Source organism: Hydrocarboniphaga effusa AP103 (assembly GCF_000271305.1).
In the GTDB taxonomy this organism is placed as follows: Bacteria; Pseudomonadota; Gammaproteobacteria; order Nevskiales; family Nevskiaceae; genus Hydrocarboniphaga; species Hydrocarboniphaga effusa.
This window is the reverse complement of sequence record NZ_AKGD01000001.1, coordinates 2,010,166-2,028,534: the sequence shown is the minus strand read 5'-3', so window position 1 is coordinate 2,028,534 and position 18,369 is coordinate 2,010,166. Positions and strand designations below refer to the sequence as shown.

11 protein-coding genes are annotated in these 18,369 nt (G+C 65.6%); 2 read left to right on the top strand and 9 right to left on the bottom strand.

The window, feature by feature from the left end; all coding sequences use genetic code 11:
* Positions 1–53: 53 nt before the first annotated feature.
* The 3 genes from WQQ_RS08865 to WQQ_RS22940 form a co-directional block, all read right to left on the bottom strand.
* Positions 54–1,457 carry a WS/DGAT/MGAT family O-acyltransferase gene (locus WQQ_RS08865; protein WP_040453809.1) on the bottom strand — a complete coding sequence of 468 codons (1,404 nt, stop codon included), beginning with the start codon at positions 1,455–1,457 and terminating at the stop codon, positions 54–56.
* A 145-nt stretch (positions 1,458–1,602) separates the two neighbouring features.
* The gene (locus WQQ_RS08860) at positions 1,603–4,026 is read right to left on the bottom strand and encodes a two-component system response regulator (RefSeq protein WP_007184812.1); all 2,424 of its coding nucleotides are present in this window, start codon (positions 4,024–4,026) and stop codon (positions 1,603–1,605) included.
* A complete protein-coding gene (locus tag WQQ_RS22940; RefSeq protein ID WP_007184811.1) occupies positions 4,027–6,864 on the bottom strand; it encodes a PAS domain S-box protein in 2,838 nt (945 codons plus the stop codon).
* Positions 6,865–6,991: 127 nt separating this feature from the next.
* On the opposite strand from WQQ_RS22940, the gene WQQ_RS08850 reads away from it, so the two are divergent.
* On the top strand, positions 6,992–8,458 hold the full coding sequence (locus tag WQQ_RS08850; protein ID WP_007184810.1) for an aldehyde dehydrogenase family protein: 1,467 nt from the start codon (positions 6,992–6,994) through the stop codon (positions 8,456–8,458).
* Positions 8,459–8,462: 4 nt separating this feature from the next.
* On the opposite strand, the gene ybaL is transcribed toward WQQ_RS08850, so the two are convergent.
* The 4 genes from ybaL to WQQ_RS08830 form a co-directional block, all read right to left on the bottom strand.
* A complete protein-coding gene (gene ybaL, locus WQQ_RS08845; protein ID WP_007184809.1) occupies positions 8,463–10,109 on the bottom strand; it encodes a YbaL family putative K(+) efflux transporter in 1,647 nt (548 codons plus the stop codon).
* Positions 10,110–10,213: 104 nt separating this feature from the next.
* A complete protein-coding gene (locus tag WQQ_RS08840; RefSeq protein ID WP_083844471.1) occupies positions 10,214–10,996 on the bottom strand; it encodes a DUF3108 domain-containing protein in 783 nt (260 codons plus the stop codon).
* 150 nt (positions 10,997–11,146) lie between these two features.
* The gene (locus tag WQQ_RS08835; RefSeq protein ID WP_007184807.1) at positions 11,147–13,666 is read right to left on the bottom strand and encodes an acyl-CoA dehydrogenase; all 2,520 of its coding nucleotides are present in this window, start codon (positions 13,664–13,666) and stop codon (positions 11,147–11,149) included.
* A 45-nt stretch (positions 13,667–13,711) separates the two neighbouring features.
* Positions 13,712–14,368: a TetR/AcrR family transcriptional regulator gene (locus WQQ_RS08830; RefSeq protein WP_007184806.1), complete on the bottom strand. Its 657-nt coding sequence runs from the start codon at positions 14,366–14,368 to the stop codon at positions 13,712–13,714.
* Between the two features lie 285 nt (positions 14,369–14,653).
* Here WQQ_RS08830 and WQQ_RS08825 point away from each other — a divergent pair, with 285 nt between their 5' ends.
* Positions 14,654–15,997, top strand: a complete 1,344-nt coding sequence (locus WQQ_RS08825) for a S41 family peptidase (protein WP_007184805.1) — start codon at positions 14,654–14,656, stop codon at positions 15,995–15,997.
* A gap of 127 nt (positions 15,998–16,124) precedes the next feature.
* Here the strand turns inward: WQQ_RS08825 and ubiB are convergent, their stop codons facing one another.
* Together ubiB and WQQ_RS08815 are read right to left on the bottom strand one after the other, a co-directional pair.
* A complete protein-coding gene (gene ubiB / locus WQQ_RS08820) occupies positions 16,125–17,750 on the bottom strand; it encodes a ubiquinone biosynthesis regulatory protein kinase UbiB (RefSeq protein WP_007184804.1) in 1,626 nt (541 codons plus the stop codon).
* A complete protein-coding gene (locus WQQ_RS08815; RefSeq protein ID WP_007184803.1) occupies positions 17,747–18,361 on the bottom strand; it encodes a ubiquinone biosynthesis accessory factor UbiJ in 615 nt (204 codons plus the stop codon). Before WQQ_RS08815 ends, ubiB begins: the two co-directional genes overlap by 4 nt.
* Between the last annotated feature and the right edge of the window lie 8 nt (positions 18,362–18,369).

The following is an 18,369-nucleotide window of genomic DNA, read 5'->3' as shown; positions in this document are numbered from 1 at the left end:
GCCGAAGACCGAACTGTGAGTTGAATCACAGTTCAGCGTAGCGTTTCAAAAATTTAGCTGCCCGCAGCGCCGAGCAGGGTTTCGAGCTCTTCGAGCGCCTCGCCCGTATAGACCGACAGGCGCTGCACGTGCGGCAGGGTGTCGCGGCAACCGGTGTAGCCGACGTTGAATTGCCCGGCGTAACTGAACACGGTGATGTTGAGCGCCTGTCCGTGCGCGAGCAGCGAAACCGGATACATCTGCTCCATCTTCGCGCCGTTGAAATAGCGGATCGAATCCGGGCCCGGGACGTTGGAGATGGTGAGGTTGAACATCGGCCGCGTGATTCCGCCGAGCCCGCTGAGCAGCTGCAGCATGAATGGCGCCATGAACAACGAGGTGTAGCTGTTGATGGCCTCGCGCGGCAGGTTCTGGAAACGCTGCTTGGCCAGCTGCGTGCTCTTGCGAATGGCGGCAAGGCGCTCGAGCGGATCGGCGATGTGCGTGTGCAGGTTGGCAATGATGAAGCTGATCGCATTGCCGCTGCCGACGTCGTCGTTCGCCCGCACCGACACTGGCAGGCCCGCAGTCAGCGGCTCGTCGGGCAGCACGCCGAGCTCTTCGAGATAACGCCGCAGCGCGCCTGCGCACAGGCACAGGAATACGTCGTTGACGGTGCCCTTGGCACGCTTGGCGAGCGCGCGGATACGCGCGAGATCGTAGTGCTGCGTGGCGAAGCGGCGCTGCGCTCCGATCTTGCCGTTGAGCAGCGACAGCGGCGCGCGGAACGGCGAGCCGAGTTCCGGGTGGCGATGCTGCAGCGATTCCTTCCAGGTCTCGCCGATCGCCTTCGCCAGGCTCGGCACGAATTGCGCCTGACGCCTGGCCTGTTCGATCAGCTGCTGCCAGTTCGCGCCAGCGGACTTGCCCGCATGACTTTTTTCACCCGAGCCCGAAGCCCATGGCGGCGGCAGATCGACCACGTTCGGGTCGGCCGACAGCAGGCGGCTCAGCATGCGCATGCCGCCGACGCCATCGACGAGCGAGTGGTGCATCTTCATGTACAGCGCGAAACGATCGTTCTCGAGCCCTTCGATGATGTGGCATTCCCACAGCGGCTTGGAAAAATCGAGCGGATACGAATGCAGGCGCGAGATCAGCACGCCGAGTTCGCGTTCACCACCGGGCTGCGGCAAGGCCGAATGGCGCAGGTGGTAATCGAGATCGATGCGGGTTTCCTCGATCCAGGCCGGGATCAGGCGGTGCGCACCCGGCAACAGGCGCGAGCCGCGCAGCTTCAGGTTGAACGGCGCCGCGAAGCCCGATGGCTTGCGCAGGTGCGCGAACAGGTTCTTGATGAAATCGGACCCGGCGTCGTCGGGCAGCGAGAAGATGGCGAGCACGCCCACCTGCATCGGCGTGCGCGCCGAATCCACGAACAGCCACGACGCGTCCAGCGGATTCATCTGCCTCGCCATGCGCTTCTCCATTGTCGTTATAGCTCCGGCAGCGGGAGCCGGGCGCAGCTACATAGCACCCGTAGGCGAGGCCGACAATGGCCGTTCAAAGCACACTACCGATCGGCAGACCCGCCTACGGGCACCCACAGGCGGGGCCGCGCGATCAGTGCAGGCGCAGCCACTCGCTGAAATCGGCGGCCGAGCGCGTCGGCGCATAGAGCCAGCCCTGGCCTCCGGCACAGCCTTCGCTTTCGAGCAGATCGCGCTGGGCCGCGGTCTCGACGCCCTTGGCGACCACCCCGACCTTGAGGCTGCGCGCGATGCCGATGACCGCGCGCACGATCGCCGCGTCGTCCGGATCGTCGACGATGCCGCTGACCACGCTGCGATCGATCTTCAGCGTCATCGGGGCGAAGCGCTTGAGATACGCGAGCGAGGAATAGCCGGTGCCGAAGTCGTCGATGACGATCTGCACGCCGAGCGACTTGAGGGCAGTGAGCACCGCAAGGCTCTGTCCGGAGCTGACCTGCAGCTGCTTCTCGCCGATCTCGAGCCAGAGCCGATGCGGCGGCAAGCCGCTTTCGCGCAAGGCACTGGCCACTTCGCCGACGAGTTGCGACGACCGGAACTGGCGCGAGGACAGGTTCACGCAGACCGCGAGCGCCCGTCCGCCGATCTCGGGCCAGGCCATGGCATCCTGGCAGGCGCGGCGAACCACCCAGCTGCCGATGCCCAGGCTCAGGCCGCTGTCTTCGGCGATATCGAAGAATGCCGCCGGACTCAGCAGTCCGCGCTCCGGATGCTGCCAGCGTAGCAGCGCCTCGGCCGCCACCGGCTGCTCGCCGCCGATCGACATCACCGCCTGGTAGTGCAGGCTCAGCTCGCCGCGCTCGGCCGCGCCGCGAAGACCGCGCTCGACCGCGAAGCGCTCCTGCAGGCGCGCGAGCATGTCGTGGTGGAACATCTGCACGCTGTCGCGGCCTTCGGCCTTGGCTTCGTAGAGCGCGCTGTCCGCGCAGCGCAGCAGCGTGGTCAGATCGCCACCGTCGCGCGGGAACAGGCTCACGCCCATGCTGGTGGTGACCAGCAGCGCGTTGTCCTCGAACGCGATCGGCTGCTGCACCTGCTGGCGCAGCTTCTCGGCGATGGCCGCGACATCGGCCTCGCCGTGCACCTCAGGCAGCAGCAGCACGAATTCATCGCCGCCCAGGCGGGCGACGCAGTCACCCTCGCGCACCGAGGTGCGCAAGCGATCGGCGACCACCTGCAGCAATCGATCGCCGACTTCGTGGCCGAGCGTGTCGTTCACTTGCTTGAAGCGATCGAGATCCATGTAGATCACGCCGATCTGCTGCGGCGCCCGGCTGCGGCCGGCAAGCGTGATCAAGCGCTCTGCTTCCTGGCTCAGGCCCGCGCGATTCGCCAGCCCGGTGAGGCTGTCCTGATGCGCGAGCCGCGCGAGTTCGGCTTCGACGCGGCGGCGTTCGGTCAGATCGCTGACCTGATACAGATAGCGCCAAGGCCGTTCCCACTGGCGCAGCAGCGACACCGAGACCAGGCCCCAGATGGTGCTGCCGTCGGCGCGCCGATAGCGTTTTTCGAACTGGATCGACGACAGGCCCGAGCCGAACAGCCGATGCAGGTGCTGGCGCTCCAGCGATCGATCCTCGGGATGCGACAGCCGCTCCTGCGTCGTCGACAGCAGCTTGCGCGCGTCGTAGCCGAGCAGTTCGCAAAAAGCCTTGTTGACCTGCTCGAGCTTGCCGTCGAGCGCCACCAGCGCCATCCCGGTCGGCGCGTGATCGAAGGCGCTGCGGAAGCGCTGCTCGGATTCGCGCAGGGATTGCTCGGTGCGGATGCGCTCGGAAACGTCGCGGAACGCGGTGACCCGGCCGAGCTCGCGGCCCCAGCGATCGTGGATCGGCGCCGACGATTCGTCGGTGCGGATGGTGCGCCCGCTGCGCGTCACCATGACGCTGCCGAACTCGCGCGAGGCCGGCTCGTTGCCCGGCCGCGAAGGCTCCATGTCGAAGCTCGCGAAACACAGGATCTGGCTCACCGGCTTGCCGACCGCCTCGGCGAGCGTCCAGCCGGTGATGCGTTCGGCGGCCGGATTCATGAAGCGCACGCTGCCGTCCTCGTCGCTCGCCACCACGCCGTCACCGACGCAGCGCAGCGCCGAGGCGAACCACTGCTCGGATTCGCGCAGACCCGCTTCCATCTGGCCTTTGTAGACCGCGAGCTGGATCGCGGCGCGCAGCTCGCGAATCTGGAATGGCTTGTTGAGATAGCCGAAGGGCCCGACCTGCGTGGCCCGGTCGACCGTCTGCGTATCGCTGAACGCGGTGAGGAAAATGACCGGAATGCCGAGCTCGTTCTGGATCGGCCTGGCGGCTTCGATGCCATCGCGGTCGCCCTTGATCACCACGTCCATGAGTACCACGTCGGGGCGGTGCTGCGTGGCCAGGCGCACGGCCGCATCGGCGTTGTCGGCGATGCCGACCACCTTGTGGCCCAGATCCTGGATCTGGTTCGACAAGTCGAGCGCGACGATCGCTTCGTCTTCGACGATCAAGACTGCTGCCATCTACTGCTCTCCTGCACCCGAAGCCGGGCCCTTTTTTCGGTGCGAAGCTCCGAAGTCCGTTTCGGGCGCGATCGATCCCCGTGATCGCGATAGCCGTAGCCTGGCCCGCGTTCCAGCGCCCGATTCGAGCGTGAAGTCCGCATCCAGTTGGGACGATAGGGATCGCACGAGCACCAGCCCCAGCGAAGCCGACGAGAGGTGCCGCCCGTCCGCCGGAAGACCGACGCCGTCGTCATCGACGGTCAACACGATGCTGTCGCCATCGATCTCCACCCGCAGCCGGACACGGCCGCTGCGAGCGTTGGGAAACGCATGCTTGAGCGCGTTGCCGACCAGCTCGTTGGCGATCAGCCCCAGCGGAACCGCAGTGTCGAGCCCGATCTGCAGGCGCACGCAATGGCTCTGCACGTCGATGCCGCGCTCCGCCGCGCCGCTCGACACCGCGATGCGATGCAGCAGATCGCCGAAGTAATCGTCGAGGTCGATCGCCGACAGCGTCGGTGAGCGATAGAGCTTTTCGTGCAGCAGCGCCATCGTGCGCACGCGGTCGGCCGCATCGGCGAGCGCCGCGTGCGCCGGGCCCGGTGGCAGCGAGCGCAATTGCAGACTGAACAGGCTGCCGACCACCTGCAGGTTGTTCTTCACGCGGTGATAGACCTCGCGCAGCAGGGTCTCCTTTTCTTCGAGCGCGGCCTTGAGTTCGCTCTCGTTGCGCTTCTGCTGGCTGATGTCGCTGGCGATGCCGAGAAAGCCGGTGATGCGTCCGTTGTCGTCGTACAGGGCCGTCGACGACAGCAGCACCGGCACCCGCGCGCCGTCCTTGCGCACGTAAAGCCATTCGCGATGATCGGCGTCGTGCACACGCAGATAAGCCGTCAGCGCGTCGAAACCTGAGTCGACGCGACGACCGAAGCGCTCGGTGAGACTGGCGGCGTGCGCCATCATCTCCTGCTCGTCGTGCAAAGCCTCCGCGCGCATGCGGCCGACCACCTCTTCCTCGCGATAGCCGAGCAGCCGCTGCGCCGCCTTGTTGAAACTGACGATAAGCCCGTTGGCGTCGACGCCGATGATCGAGGCATGCGCCGAATCGACGATGGCCGATTGCATCGCCAGCGCCGAGCGCAAGCGCAAGCGCTCGTCGGCATCCTTGATCTGCTCGATGAAATGCAGCGGCTTTCCGTCTGCATCGCGCACCAGCGACACCGCGAGCAGGGCCCAGATCACGTGGCCTTGGCGATGGATGTAGCGCTTCTCCAGCTGGTAACTGCTGATGCGGCCTTCGACGAGCTGCGACAGCTGATCGAGATCGGCGACCAGATCGTCGCGATGCGTGATGTCCTGGAAACGCAGCCGGCGCAGCTCCTGCGCGCTATAGCCGGTCATCGAACAGACCGCCGCATTCACCTCGAGCCAGTGACCGCTCAGCGCGATCAGCGCCATGCCGATCGGCGCGTGCTCCATGGTGTTGCGGAAACGCTGCTCGGATTCGCGCAGCGACAGCTCCGCTCTGCGGCGCTCGGTGACGTCGCTGACCATCATCATGATCATGCGCCGGCCATCGAGTTCGATCGGGCTGGGCACCACATCGAGCGGGATCACACGGCCGTCTCGGCACAGTCCGTTGACCGAATACGTGGCCGGACGCTGATCAGGCTCGTGAAGGCCGAAAGCGCGATCGAGCAGGCGTGCGCGTTGCATACGCTCTTCGACGGGACGCAACTGTTCCGCGTGCATCCCGACCAGCGACGGATAGCCGAACAGCTGCGCCGCCCGCGCATTGGCCATGACGATGCGCCTGTCCGTATCGAGCAGGGCGATGCCGTGCGGCGCCTCTTCGTAGATGACACGCAGCAAGGCTTCGCAGCTGCGCAGTTCCGCGGCTTTGTCGGTAGCGTAGGCCTGCGCGGCGAGCAGCCGGCTCGACAGCGGCTCGAGCTGGCGGCGCAACAGCCAGCCGCCGCCGCCCATCATCAGGATCAGTCCCAGCACCGAGACCTGAAACGCGTTGCGCAGCGGGGCATAGCGCGCCACGCGATCGATATCGAGCGCCGCCACCAGGCCGAGTTCGGCGATCGGCTCGTACGCGACATGGCCGGACACCAAAGCCGGATCGCCTTCCGGGAGCGCGCGCTCGGAAGCCAGCTGCCGGCGCAGTTGCGCCGGCAGCTGCGAAGACGGAATGCGCTGCAGCGTATGGCCGTCGCGGTCGGGCAAACATTCGAGATCGCCATCGACCGGCCGGCACAACTGCAGCCAGGGTTCGTTCTCGGCGACAGCACGCAGGCGCGACAGCGGCTGGTCGGCGACCAGTTCGGCGAGCGGCCCGCGCTCGTCGCCGATGCGCTGACGAAAGCGCAGCACGATCGACTCCGGCGTCCAGCGCAGCGCCATGTCGTACGGGCTCAGCACCGGCAAGCTCGGCCTCGGCTGCCGGTCGAGTTCGCCGATCGCCGCGAGCGGTCGGCCGTCGGCGGCCAGCAGTTCGATCGCGCCGAAGCCGTGGGCGGAGAACCGTCGCAGTTCGTTTCGCAGGCGAGCGCGCAGCGCGGGATCGTCCGGCCGATCGGCGAGCTCGCGCAGCAGCAAGTGCATCTCGGGACGATCGGCGATCGTCGCCGCGAGCGCCCCGCGCGCTTCCACCGACGCCACCACCCTGTCGACCGCATCGGCCAGGCTGCGATCGAGTCCGTGGCTCAGTGCGCGCGAGCTGTATTGCTGCAACAGCGTCCAGCTCGCAGCCGTCGATAGCGCGAGCGCAAGCAATCCAGCGGCGACCCACCGGGGCCAGGCATCCGATTTCGCGGATCGTTCGGGTTTTCGGAAATCCGCCGTGTTCAACGCCGGTGTCCTGCAGCGGGGCATCGAGGGTTATCGGCATCATGCGACGCAACAGCAGACCCGGCTGCATAGAGCATTTATACTCATGGCTCCTTGTTGACCGATCGTTCGATTACGCGGAGTCACCATGACCAGCAATGCCAACGTATCGTATCTGCCCGGCTCGCAGGCCGATGCGAATGCCAGCGAAACCGCACGGTCCATCCAGCGCGTATTCGAACGCCAGCGCGAGACCGCGCTGAGGCTGCGCAGCTCCACGCGCGAGGAACGCGCCTCGAAGATCCGCCGGCTCAAGCAGGCCGTGCTCGATGCACGGCCGGCGTTCTACGAAGCCGGCATGCGTGATTTCAGGAAGCCCGCGGCCGAAGTCGACCTGACCGAAATCCTGCCCGTGGTTGCCGAAGCCAACGATGCGCTGCGTCACTTGAAGCGCTGGATGAAGCCGCAGCGCGTGGCGCCGACGATGATGATGTTCGGCACCCAGGCCTGGGTGCAGCACGAACCCAAGGGCCGCTGCCTGATCATGTCGCCGTGGAATTACCCGGTGAACCTCACGTTCGGCCCGCTGGTTTCCGCGATCGCGGCCGGCAACACGGTGATCCTCAAGCCGTCGGAAATGACGCCGCATTTGACTGCGGTGATGGTCAAGCTCGTGCGCGAGCTGTTCTCCGAGGACGAAGTCGCGATCTTCGATGGCGATGCGAGCGTCGCCACCGCGCTGCTCGAACTGCCGTTCGATCACATCTTCTTCACCGGCAGCCCGGCGATCGGCAAAGTCGTCATGGCCGCCGCGGCCAAGCACCTGACGAGCGTGACGCTCGAACTCGGCGGCAAGTCGCCGACCATCGTTGATGCGAGCGCCGATCTCAAGGCCGCCGCGCGCAACATCCTGTGGGGCAAGTACACCAACAACGGGCAGACCTGCATCGCGCCCGATCACGTGTTCGTGCACGAGAGCGTGAAGGACGAATTCGTCCGCCATTGCCGCGAAGTGCTCGCGAGCTCGTACGGCGAAACCGCGCAGGCGCAGATGAGTTCGCCGTATCTCGCCCGCGTGGTGAACCAGCGCCACACGCAGCGTGTGGCCGGCTTGCTCGAAGACGCCACGCAGCGCGGTGCGCTCGTGCTGAGCGGCGGCAGTGTCGAGCAGAGCGAATGCTTCGTCGCGCCCACGTTGCTGACCAACATTCCGCCCGAGGCCCGCATCATGAGCGAGGAGATCTTCGGGCCACTGCTGCCGATCGTGGGGTATACGAAACTCGACTCGGTGATCGCCGAGATCAACGCGCAGCCCAAGCCGCTCGCGCTGTACATCTGGAGCAAGGACGAGCCGACGATCCGCTCGGTGCTGCAGCGCACGAGCGCCGGCGGAACCTGCATCAATCATTCGGTCGTGCAGTTCGTGCACGGTCGGCTGCCGTTCGGTGGCGTCAACAACTCGGGCATCGGCAACGCGCACGGCCTCTACGGCTTCAAGGCGTTTACGCACGAGCGCGCGATCGTGCGCAATCGCTATCAGCTCGCTTCGCTGTTCTATCCGCCGTATACGAATTTCACGCGCAAGGTCGGCGAGCTGTTGATGAAGCTGGTCTAACGACTCAGGTCAGGTCTTCGGCTTGGCTCGGCACTCGCGAGGTCATCGCGAGTGCGGCCATGCAACGCGCGATCTCGCGTTCGCCCATCACGGTTTCGTTGGCGCCGCGCTTTTTCAGATACGCCTCGTCGCTCGCCGAATGCGCGCGCGCGATGATGTAGAGGTCGGGCTTCTGCTTGCGTGCGAGCTTGATGATGCGCGCCGATTCGAGCACGTTCGGCGAGGCCACCAGCAAGGTGCCGGCGCGCTGTATGCCCGCAGCGCTGAGCAGATCCGGCGCGACCGCGTTGCCGTAGATCACCGGAATGCCGCGCGCCCGCGCGTTGTCGGCCGGCACGTCCTGGGTTTCGATCACCACGATGTTGCGCGAACTGTCGTTCAGGCCGTCGGCGATCAGCGAGCCGACACGGCCGAAGCCGATCAGCACCATGTGGTTGTGCCAGGTCAGCGGCGCCATCGGCCTGGGCCGGTCGACCGCAAGCTTCTGCTCACGCCGGTCGAGCAGCACGAACAGCAGCGGATTGAGCAGGATCGACAGGATCGCGCCGGCGAGGATCAAGTCCTGCGCGGGCTTTTCGATGAGCTGCAGATCGAGGCCCATCGCCGCGAGGATGAACGAGAACTCGCCGATCTGCGCGAGGCTCACGGCGATGGTGTTGGCGACCGTCGCCGGATGACCGAACAGGCGCACGATCGCGAACGCGGCCAGCGATTTGCCGGCGACGATGATCAAGCAGGTGGCCAGCACCTGCAGCGGCTCGCGCACGAGGATGCTCGGGTCGAACAGCATGCCGACGGAGACGAAGAACAGCACCGCGAAGGCATCGCGCAGCGGCAGCGAATCGCGCGCCGCATCGTGCGAAAGCTCGGATTCGTTGAGCACCATGCCGGCGAAGAACGCGCCGAGCGCGAACGAGACGCCGAACAGCATGGCCGAGCCGAACGCTACGCCGAGCGCGATCGACAGCACCGACAGCGTGAACAATTCCTTCGATCCGCTGCGCGCCGCGCGTTCGAGCAGCGCCGGAATCACGCGCCGCCCGACCAGCAGCATGAAGGCGACGAAGGCCGCCACCTTGCCGAGCGTGATCGCGATGGTGATCGGCAAGCTGCCGCCGTCCTGCTGCGTTCCATGCGCGAACGCGGGCAGCAGCACGAGCGCGAGTACCATCGCGAGGTCCTCGACGATCAGCCAGCCCACCGCGATCTTGCCGCGCGGCGTTTCGACGAGCCTTCGCTCTTCGAGCGCGCGCAGCAGCACCACGGTGCTCGCGACCGATAGCGCCAGTCCGAACACCAGGCCCGCGCCCCAGCCCCAGCCGAGCAGCCAGGCCATCACCGCGCCCATCGCGGTCGCGGCCGCGATCTGCGCGAGCGCACCCGGAATGGCGATGTGCTTGACCGACAGTAGATCGTCGAGCGAGAAATGCAGGCCGACGCCGAACATCAGCAGGATCACGCCGAGTTCGGCGAGCTGCGGAATCAGTTCCTGGTCGGCGACGTAGCCCGGCGTGAACGGGCCGATGATGATGCCCGCGAGCAGATAGCCCACGAGCGGCGACAGCCGGATGCGGCTCGCCACCCAGCCGAGGATGAACGCCAGCACGAGGCCGGCGCAGAGGGTGGCGATCAAGGGTGTGTGGTGCACCATGCTGGCCTCGAGTTCCCGACGCAGGCTGCGGCGCCGCCTGCGCATCTCCGCACTTGGATCCGATCCCGACGCTCCTTATCGGGCGCCGCCCACGGCAGCCGAACCTACTTGGAGTTCGTCGGGCTCGTGGTCGGCATTTTCTTGAGCAGCAGCTTGAGCGGAGGATCGTCCTCCTTCTGCTGCTCGGCCTTGACGACGATGTAGCCGTTGTCGGGCGACAGCCAGAACTGCGCGCGGCGCTTGTCGTTGTCGATGCGATCCAGACGCGTGGTCTTGAAGGTGCCGGCGGGTGTCTTCACCTCTTCGTGCGCCTTGATCTGGAACACGTAGCTGTCGATCTTCTTGCGGTCGGCAAACTTCACTTCCTTGGTGCCGATCGGCTCCTTGCCGGTGGCGGCCTGCTCGCTGAGCAGCCAGTCGCGCAGCACCAGTTGCATGCTCAGCCGATCGACGATCCCGTCTGTCAGCGGCTTGACGTCGCCGTTCTGGTAGACCACTTCCTTTTTCGGCCAGTCGAACCGCAGCGAGAAGTTCTCCTTGCTCGCGCCGACGCCGCTGCGGTTGTAGCGGTAGGCCACCGGACGCAGCTGACCATCGACGACGCAGACGTGGCTCTGTTCGAGGATGTCGCCCGACAGCCAGCGCAGCCAGGCGCTCGGATACGCTTCCTGGCTATACGACCAGCAATCCGGCGTGCCGGCCGGCTTGAGTTCGATCTTGCCGACACCGAGCTGCTTGTTGTCCCGATAGACCTCGTATTGCGTGGTCGTTGACACCAGCAGCTCGGGCGACAGCGCCGATGCCGGGATCGCCATCAGCAGACTCAGGCAGCCGGCCGCCAGGGCAGGCCAGCGATGACACGAATGCCAGCGAGATCGAGTGTTCATGTTGGTCGTTAGGCTACCGGACTTTGGCCATCGGCGAGAACCCGGGACGGGATCATGCACGGGCCGGGGCGTGTTAGAAGCTGAATGAGGATCCGAATTGAAAAGGGCCGGAAACTCCGGCCCTTTTGGATGACGGACCGCGCGGGCCGATCAGCCCACGCGATTGCGACCGCCGGTGAACTCGAGCACCTTCGCGCGCTCGGCTTCGGTGACGCCGATGCCGGAATCACCCTGGCTGAAGTCGCCTTGGATGTATTCGGGCGCGAAGTCGTCGGTCAGGATCACCTCATAGCGCAGGGCGTCGTACTCGGCCACCCGCGCGGCTTCCTGCGGGTTCAGCAGGCCGCGAGCGACCGCCTCCTGGAGCCGCGAAGCGGTATCGCCACCGGCAAACTCGCCCTTCGACAGCGCCTTGAAGAACTTGGCATACGGCGCTTCGGCGGTCTGCAGCAGCTCGAACGCACGCTCGAGCTTGACCACTGCATCGCCCTCACCGCCGTTGCGGAAGACCAGATGGCTCATGCGATCGCGCAAGTCGGACGGCTCCATCATGGCGTCGGCCAGCTTCTGGTTCAGGCGATCCGACACCGGCTTGTATTGATTGCCGAGGGGGAATACCGCCAGTCGCAGCACTGCGGCGATCGGGCGAGCCGGGAAGTTGTCGAAGAAGCCTTCGAAAGCCTTCGCTATTTCGTACAGGCAGTTGTCGAGCGCCCAGCGCGCGTGATCGAGCTCCTCGGCCTTCTGGCCGTTTTCGATGAAGAACTTGATCACCGCACAGCCGATGTAGAGCTGCGAGAGCACGTCGCCGAGGCGCGCCGACAGGCGCTCCTTGCGCTTGAGCTCACCGCCGAGCACGCCCATGGTCACGTCGCTCGAAAACGCGAGCGCGGCCGAGAAGCGTTCGAGCTGCTTGAAGTACGGCGCCATCGGACCCGACATCGGCGACCTGGCGAGCGCCGAACCCGTCAGGCCCAGCGTCAAGGCCCGCACCCCGCGGTTGATCGAGAAGCCCACGTGCCCGAACAGCAGCTTGTCGAAGGCCGCCAGATCGTTCTCGCGCGCGGCTTCCATCTCCGGGAACACGTACTCGTGGCAGCGGATCGCGCCCTGGCCGAAGATCATCAGGTTGCGCGTGAGAATGTTCGCGCCTTCCACCGTGATCGCCACCGGCACCACCTTGTAGGCCGTCGCGATCGGGTTGCGCGGACCCTGCTGGATACCGCGGCCGGACAGCACGTCCATCGCGTCCGTGACCGATCTCCGCAGCAACTCGGTCATGTGGTACTTGGCGATCGCGGTCACCACCGACGGCGCGCAGTGATCGACCGCCGAAGCGGTCAGCACGCGCATCGCCTCGAGCGTGTAGGCGTTGCCGGCGATGCGGCCGGTGGCTTCCTGCACGCCTTCGAACTTGCCGATCGCCATCTTGAACTGGCGACGCACGCGGCTGTACGCGCCGGTCATGCGGAACGCGGCCTGACCGCCGGCCGTCGCCAGCGCCGGCAGCGAAATGCCGCGACCGGCCGATAGGCACTCGACCAGCATGCGCCAGCCCTTGCCGGCCATCGCCGGGCCGCCGATGACCCAGTCGATCGGAATGAAGACGTCGCGGCCGAAGATCGGGCCGTTCATGAAGGCCGCGCCCGGGAAGTGGCGACGACCGATCTGGATGCCTTCGTGCTTGGCCGGAACCAGCGCGCAGGTGATGCCGTAATCGCTCTTGGTCCCGTCACCATTCAAGAGCTTGCCGAGCAGGCCCTGCGGGTCCTTGAGGTTGAACGCCAGTCCGACCACGGTCGCCACCGGGGCCAGCGTGATGTAGCGCTTCGAGAAGTTGAGCTTGATGCCGAGCACGCGCTGGCCTTCGTGCTCCCCATAGCAGACCACGCCCGAGTCGGGCATCGCGGTCGCGTCGGAGCCGACTTCGGGACCGGTCAGGCCGAAGCACGGAATCTCCTCGCCCGAGACCAGGCCCGGCAGCCACTTCTTCTTCTGCTCGTCGGTGCCGTAGTGCATCAGCAGCTCGCCCGGGCCGAGCGAGTTCGGAACCATCACCGTCACCGCGAGCGAGATGTTGCGCGTGGCGAGCTTGGTCACCACGGCGGACTGCGCGGCGGCCGAAAAACCAAGGCCACCGTATTCCTTCTTGATCAGCATGGAGAAGAAGCCCTTCTCCTTGATGTAGGCCCAGGCGGCCGGCGGCAGATCCTTGTCTTCGAACTCCACCTTCCAGTCATCGACGAGCTTGCAGAGCTCTTCGCACTCGTTGTCGAGGAAGCTCTGCTCGGCGTCGGTGAGCTTGGTGTAGTTGAAGGTCAGCAGCTGCGACCAGTCCGGCCGACCGCGAAACATTTCGGCCTCGAGCCAGACATCGCCGGCCTCGAGCGCCTCGCGCTCGGTGGACGACATCTCGGGAAGCACTTTCTTGAACGCGCCGAAGATCGGTCGCGTCACGATCGCCCGGCGCAGCGGCACGATGTTGAGCAGCGCGAGCACGGCGAGCGGAACACCGAGCACGCCAGCGCCGATCGCACCGAGACTTCCGGTCGCGACCCCGGCCGCATAAGCCAAGGCAGACAGCACCGTCCACAACCACAGCGGAGCGCCGACGAAGGCCAGAACCCAGGCCACGGCGATGACAGCTACGACAGCGATAACGAAGGACATGGAATGCTCCTTACGAAGGGAAAAAACCGGGTCGATTCCCTGCGCTCAGACCGAAACCTGGCCCGACGGCGCATGCGTGCCGTTGAGCGAGCCCGGGCCGTCGACGTGCAACTCTCGCGGCAGCAGCGTCTTGATCAGAAAGCGCAGGTAGTCGTTGAAATCGGGGCCGGTCGGCAGCGCGTCCGGGTTGTCGCGGCGCATGCGCACGGTGCCGATGTGCGTGCAGTGCGCGAGCGTCGCCCAATAGCGGGCCTCGGCCTCGGTGCAGCCGAGCAGGCGATAGCCTTCCTGGATGTAGGCGCGCCAACACTCGGTCACGCGCTGCACGCAGGCCCGCGCGGCGGCGTTGTCGGAGCCCGACAGCGCGAGCAGCACGCGCTCGGAGCGGCGGTCCATGCTCGCCAGCTGGCGGAACAGGGAGAGCATGCGCTCGCGCGCATCGGGCGCGCTTTCGGCGCGTGCGATGGCATCGGCGGTTTCATGGCGCTCCCACAGCTCGAGGGCGGCGTGCAGCAGGGCCTCGCGGTGCGTGAAATGCCAGTAGAAGCTGCCTTTGGTCACGCCGAGCCGGCGCGCCAGCGGTTCGACCGCAACGGCCTCGATACCGTTCTCGGCGATGGCGTCGAGCGCCGCTTCGGCCCAGTTGGCGGCGGTCAGCGTGGCGCGATTCGCGGATTTGGGGGTGGTCGTGACTTCGGTCATGGGATCAGCTCCGTACGGCGACAGTATTGGGCGATGGTGTAACGATACGGAGCAGTATGGGTCAGTACGCTGGACGGTTCAGTCGCTATGGAGACAATCGGCCACGGCGCGTGGGACGAAACACGGGTTGGTCTATTCACATTGCTGAAACCACTTTGAACCGCGCCGGAACGAACAGGTCTATGTGCTATCGTCGTTCGGCGAGCGTTTACGCTCGCTTTTCAATTGATCGCCCGAAAATGACGTCCCCAAGACCGGGCCCCGAAATCTGGAGTATGCGTTTTCATGCCTAACCGGCTTCGTGTTCCGCTGGCGCTCGCCGCCGGCGTGCTGATCGGTACCTGCGCCAGCATCACCAGCGGCGTGCTCGCCGAGAAGACCGCCAGCCCCGCAGCCGGTGCCCTGCCGGTCAAGGATTTGCAGAACTTCGTTCGCGTCATGGAGATGGTGAAACAGGGTTACGTCGAGCCGGTCGACGACAAGAAACTGCTCGATGACGCCCTGCGCGGCATGCTCTCGGGCCTCGATCCGCATTCGGCCTATCTGGCCGGCGAGGAATTCTCGAGCTTCGAAACCAGCATCAAGGGCGAATTCGGCGGCATCGGCATCGAGGTTCAGATGCAGGACGGCCTGGTTCGCGTGATCTCGCCGATCGACGACACGCCCGCCGCCAAGGCCGGCATCAAACCGGGCGACTACATCGTCAAGATCGACGATACCCCGGTGAAGGGCCTGTCGCTGACCGACGCGGTCAGCAAGATGAAGGGCACGCCGGGCACCAAGGTGGTGTTGACCGTGGCGCGCGAAGGCCAGACCGGCCCGATGACCTTCGATCTCAAGCGCGACAACATCAAGCTCGTCAGCGTGCGCAGCAAGACGCTGGAGCCGCAGTTCGGCTACGTGCGCATCAGCAGCTTCAACCAGAAGACCGGCGAATCCTTCGAGAACGAGCTCAAGAAGCTGCTCGCCGCCGACGCGAAGAACCCGATCAAGGGCATCGTGCTCGACCTGCGCAACAACCCGGGCGGCGCGCTCGACGAGGCGATCCGCGTGTCCGATGCGCTGCTCAACAGCGGCGGCATCGTCTCGGTGCGCTCGCGCGAAGCCGGCGAGAACCGCGAGTTCAACGCGCGTCCGGGCGATCTGCTCGACGGCAAGCCGGTGGTGGTGCTGATCAACGGCGGCTCGGCCTCGGCGGCCGAAATCGTCGCCGGCGCCCTGCAGGACCAGAAGCGCGCGATCCTGCTCGGCACCAAGAGCTTCGGCAAGGGCAGCGTACAGACCATCATGCGCCTGTCCGACGAGTCGGCGGTCAAGCTCACCACCGCGCGCTACTACACGCCGTCGGGCCGCTCGATCCAGGCCGAAGGCATCGACCCCGATGTCGTCGTGCGTCCGCTCAAGGTGGCCAAGGACGACGACGCGCCGCAGTTCGATTCGATCAAGGAAGCCGATCTCAAGGGCAGCCTCGTCAACGAAAAGGCCAAGGTCGTCGATCAGGCTGCGGTCGATGCGGCCAAGAAGGTAGCGGAAGACGAAGCCCAGCTCGCGCTGAACGACTACTCGCTCTACGAAGCGCTGACCCTGCTCAAGGGCATCACGGTGAGCCAGGCCTTGATGCAGAAATAAGGCGGTTGCGTGTTGCGAAAAGACCGGCTCGAAGCCGGTCTTTTCGTTTGTGCGATCGACGATCGCGCTGGGCAACGCGGCTTCATCTATTCCATGCAGGGCGCGCGGGCGATCAGCGTTCGGGAAATCAGCGTTTGTCGCGCGGCTTCTTCCACCACAGCGCGATGCCGATCGCACCGAGCACCCAGCTCGCGATCGGCGCACCGGCGACGAGCTCGGGACGCACGCCGTCGAAGGCCCAGAGCACCGCGGCCGAGACGATCAAGGCCGCACCGATCAGCGTGCGACGCTGACTGCTGCGCTGCTGGCGCAGATCGTCGCGCAGCTTGTCGATCGAATGCCGCAGGCGTCCGTCGAAGCCTTCGCCGCGCTCGAAGCTGCGCGTGAGCTGCTGCACGAGCAGCGGCAGCGATTCGGCGAGCGCCGGAATGTCGCGACGCGCCTGGCTGATGAAGCGCGACGGGCCCATGCGGCTGCGCATCCAGTCTTCGAGAATCGGCTTGGCGGTCTTCCAGAGATCGAGCTCCGGATACAGCTGGCGACCGAGACCTTCGATGTTGAGCAGCGTCTTCTGCAACAACACGAGCTGCGGCTGCACTTGATAGTTGAAACGACGCGCCACCTGGAACAGGCGCAGCAGAAACACGCCGAACGAAATTTCGCTGAGCGGCTTCTGGAAGATCGGTTCGCACACGGTGCGAATCGCCGCCTCGAAGTCTTCGAGCCGTGTTTCGCTCGGCACCCACTCGGATTCGAGATGCAGCTCGGCCACACGCCGGTAATCGCGATTGAAGAAGGCCAGCAGGTTCTCGGCGAGATAGCGCTGGTCCTGCACCGACAGCTGGCCGACGATGCCGAAATCCACCGCGATGTAGCTCGGGTTCTTGACGTTGCTCGCGTCGACGAAGATGTTGCCCGGGTGCATGTCCGCGTGGAAGAAATTGTCGCGGAAAGTCTGCTTGAAGAAGATCTCCACACCACGCTCGCCGAGCACCTTGAAATCGACACCCATGGCGCGCAGGCGATCGAGTTCGCGAATGCTGATGCCGCGAATGCGCTCCATCACCAGCACGTTGGCGCGCGTGTAATCGAAGAACACCGCCGGGTGATAGATCAGCTCGGAGCCGAGCCAGTTGCGACGCAGCTGCGCGGCGTTGCCGGCCTCGCGCATCAGATCGAGTTCGTCGAACACGATCTTCTCGTACTCGGCGACGATCGCACGCGGACGCACGCGCCGCGCCGAGGCATTGAAGCGCTCGGCCAGATCGGCGAGCAGGTACATGAGCTGCACGTCGTCGTGTATGGTTTTCTCGATGCCCGGACGCAGCACCTTGACGATGACTTCGAAGCCCGGATCCTTCGGCCCGGTCGGCTTCAGGCGCGCGGTATGCACCTGCGCGATCGACGCCGATGCGAGCGGCGTGGAATCGAATTCGTTGAACAGCTCGTCGATCGGTTTGCCGAGCGCTTGTTCGACGATGCGCCGGGCTTCGTCGCCAGAGAACGGCGGCACGCGATCCTGCAATAGCGAAAGCTCGATCGCGATGTCGGGCGGCAGCACGTCGGGCCGCGTCGACAACGCCTGGCCGAGCTTGACGAAAATCGGGCCGAGCTCTTGCAGCGCCAGACGCAGGCGCTCACCACGCGGACGCGGATCGGGCTTCGATGGCGGTTTGCCGATGAACTCGTAGAGCGCGTAGCGACGCGCGACGCGTTGAATCGTCCACATTCGCTGCAGACGTTTGATGCTCATGGCTTGTTGGCCTTGTTGCGTTCCAGCTGCGCGACTCGCGCCTCGAAGCGATCGATGCGTTCGCGCAGGCGATCGACATCGTCCATCCATTCTTCCACGTCGACGCCGCGTGCCAGATCGCGCGTTTCCTCGCGCAGATATTCGGCAGTGTTCTGCGCGAGCGTGTCGGTGCTGCGACGCGTCCAGCCGAGCAGCGACTTGAGCCCTTGCGCGGCGCGATGCGCAGCGCCGTCACCGATGAACGGCGCGATCCATTCCTCGATGTCGAAACCGACGCGACCGAGCAGGCGACGAAAGCGCTGCAGCACTTCGGCTTCGCCCTGCACATCGAGTCCGGCCGGGATTCCGCCTTCATGTCCGCGCTTGATCGCGAGCTTGGCGAACGCCGGCGGCGGTCCGCTGACGAGCACACTCGCGGGTTCGGCGCGTTCGTTGAGCACGCGCACGCCGCGCGCATCGAACTCGATGAACAGGCGCCATTCGAAACCCGACAGATGCAGCTCGATGCTGCTGTCCTTCAAGCGCGCGCAATCTTCGAGCGCGGCGGGCTCGATCTGCAGATAACGGTTGAGCGCGACTTCGAGGCCGGCGCAGACCAGCGAAGGCGCCATCTCAGCGC

Bases quoted from the DNA above. Each gene is read 5' to 3' on its own strand.
- WQQ_RS08860 (WP_007184812.1), bottom strand. From the start codon at position 4,026: ATGGCAGCAGTCTTGATCGTCGAAGACGAAGCGATCGTCGCGCTCGAC.
- WQQ_RS08840 (WP_083844471.1), bottom strand. From the start codon at position 10,996: ATGAACACTCGATCTCGCTGGCATTCGTGTCATCGCTGGCCTGCCCTG.
- WQQ_RS08835 (WP_007184807.1), bottom strand. From the start codon at position 13,666: ATGTCCTTCGTTATCGCTGTCGTAGCTGTCATCGCCGTGGCCTGGGTT.
- WQQ_RS08865 (WP_040453809.1), bottom strand. From the start codon at position 1,457: ATGGCGAGGCAGATGAATCCGCTGGACGCGTCGTGGCTGTTCGTGGAT.
- WQQ_RS08830 (WP_007184806.1), bottom strand. From the start codon at position 14,368: ATGACCGAAGTCACGACCACCCCCAAATCCGCGAATCGCGCCACGCTG.
- ybaL (WP_007184809.1), bottom strand. From the start codon at position 10,109: ATGGTGCACCACACACCCTTGATCGCCACCCTCTGCGCCGGCCTCGTG.
- WQQ_RS08815 (WP_007184803.1), bottom strand. From the start codon at position 18,361: ATGGCGCCTTCGCTGGTCTGCGCCGGCCTCGAAGTCGCGCTCAACCGT.
- WQQ_RS08825 (WP_007184805.1), top strand. From the start codon at position 14,654: ATGCCTAACCGGCTTCGTGTTCCGCTGGCGCTCGCCGCCGGCGTGCTG.
- ubiB (WP_007184804.1), bottom strand. From the start codon at position 17,750: ATGAGCATCAAACGTCTGCAGCGAATGTGGACGATTCAACGCGTCGCG.
- WQQ_RS08850 (WP_007184810.1), top strand. From the start codon at position 6,992: ATGACCAGCAATGCCAACGTATCGTATCTGCCCGGCTCGCAGGCCGAT.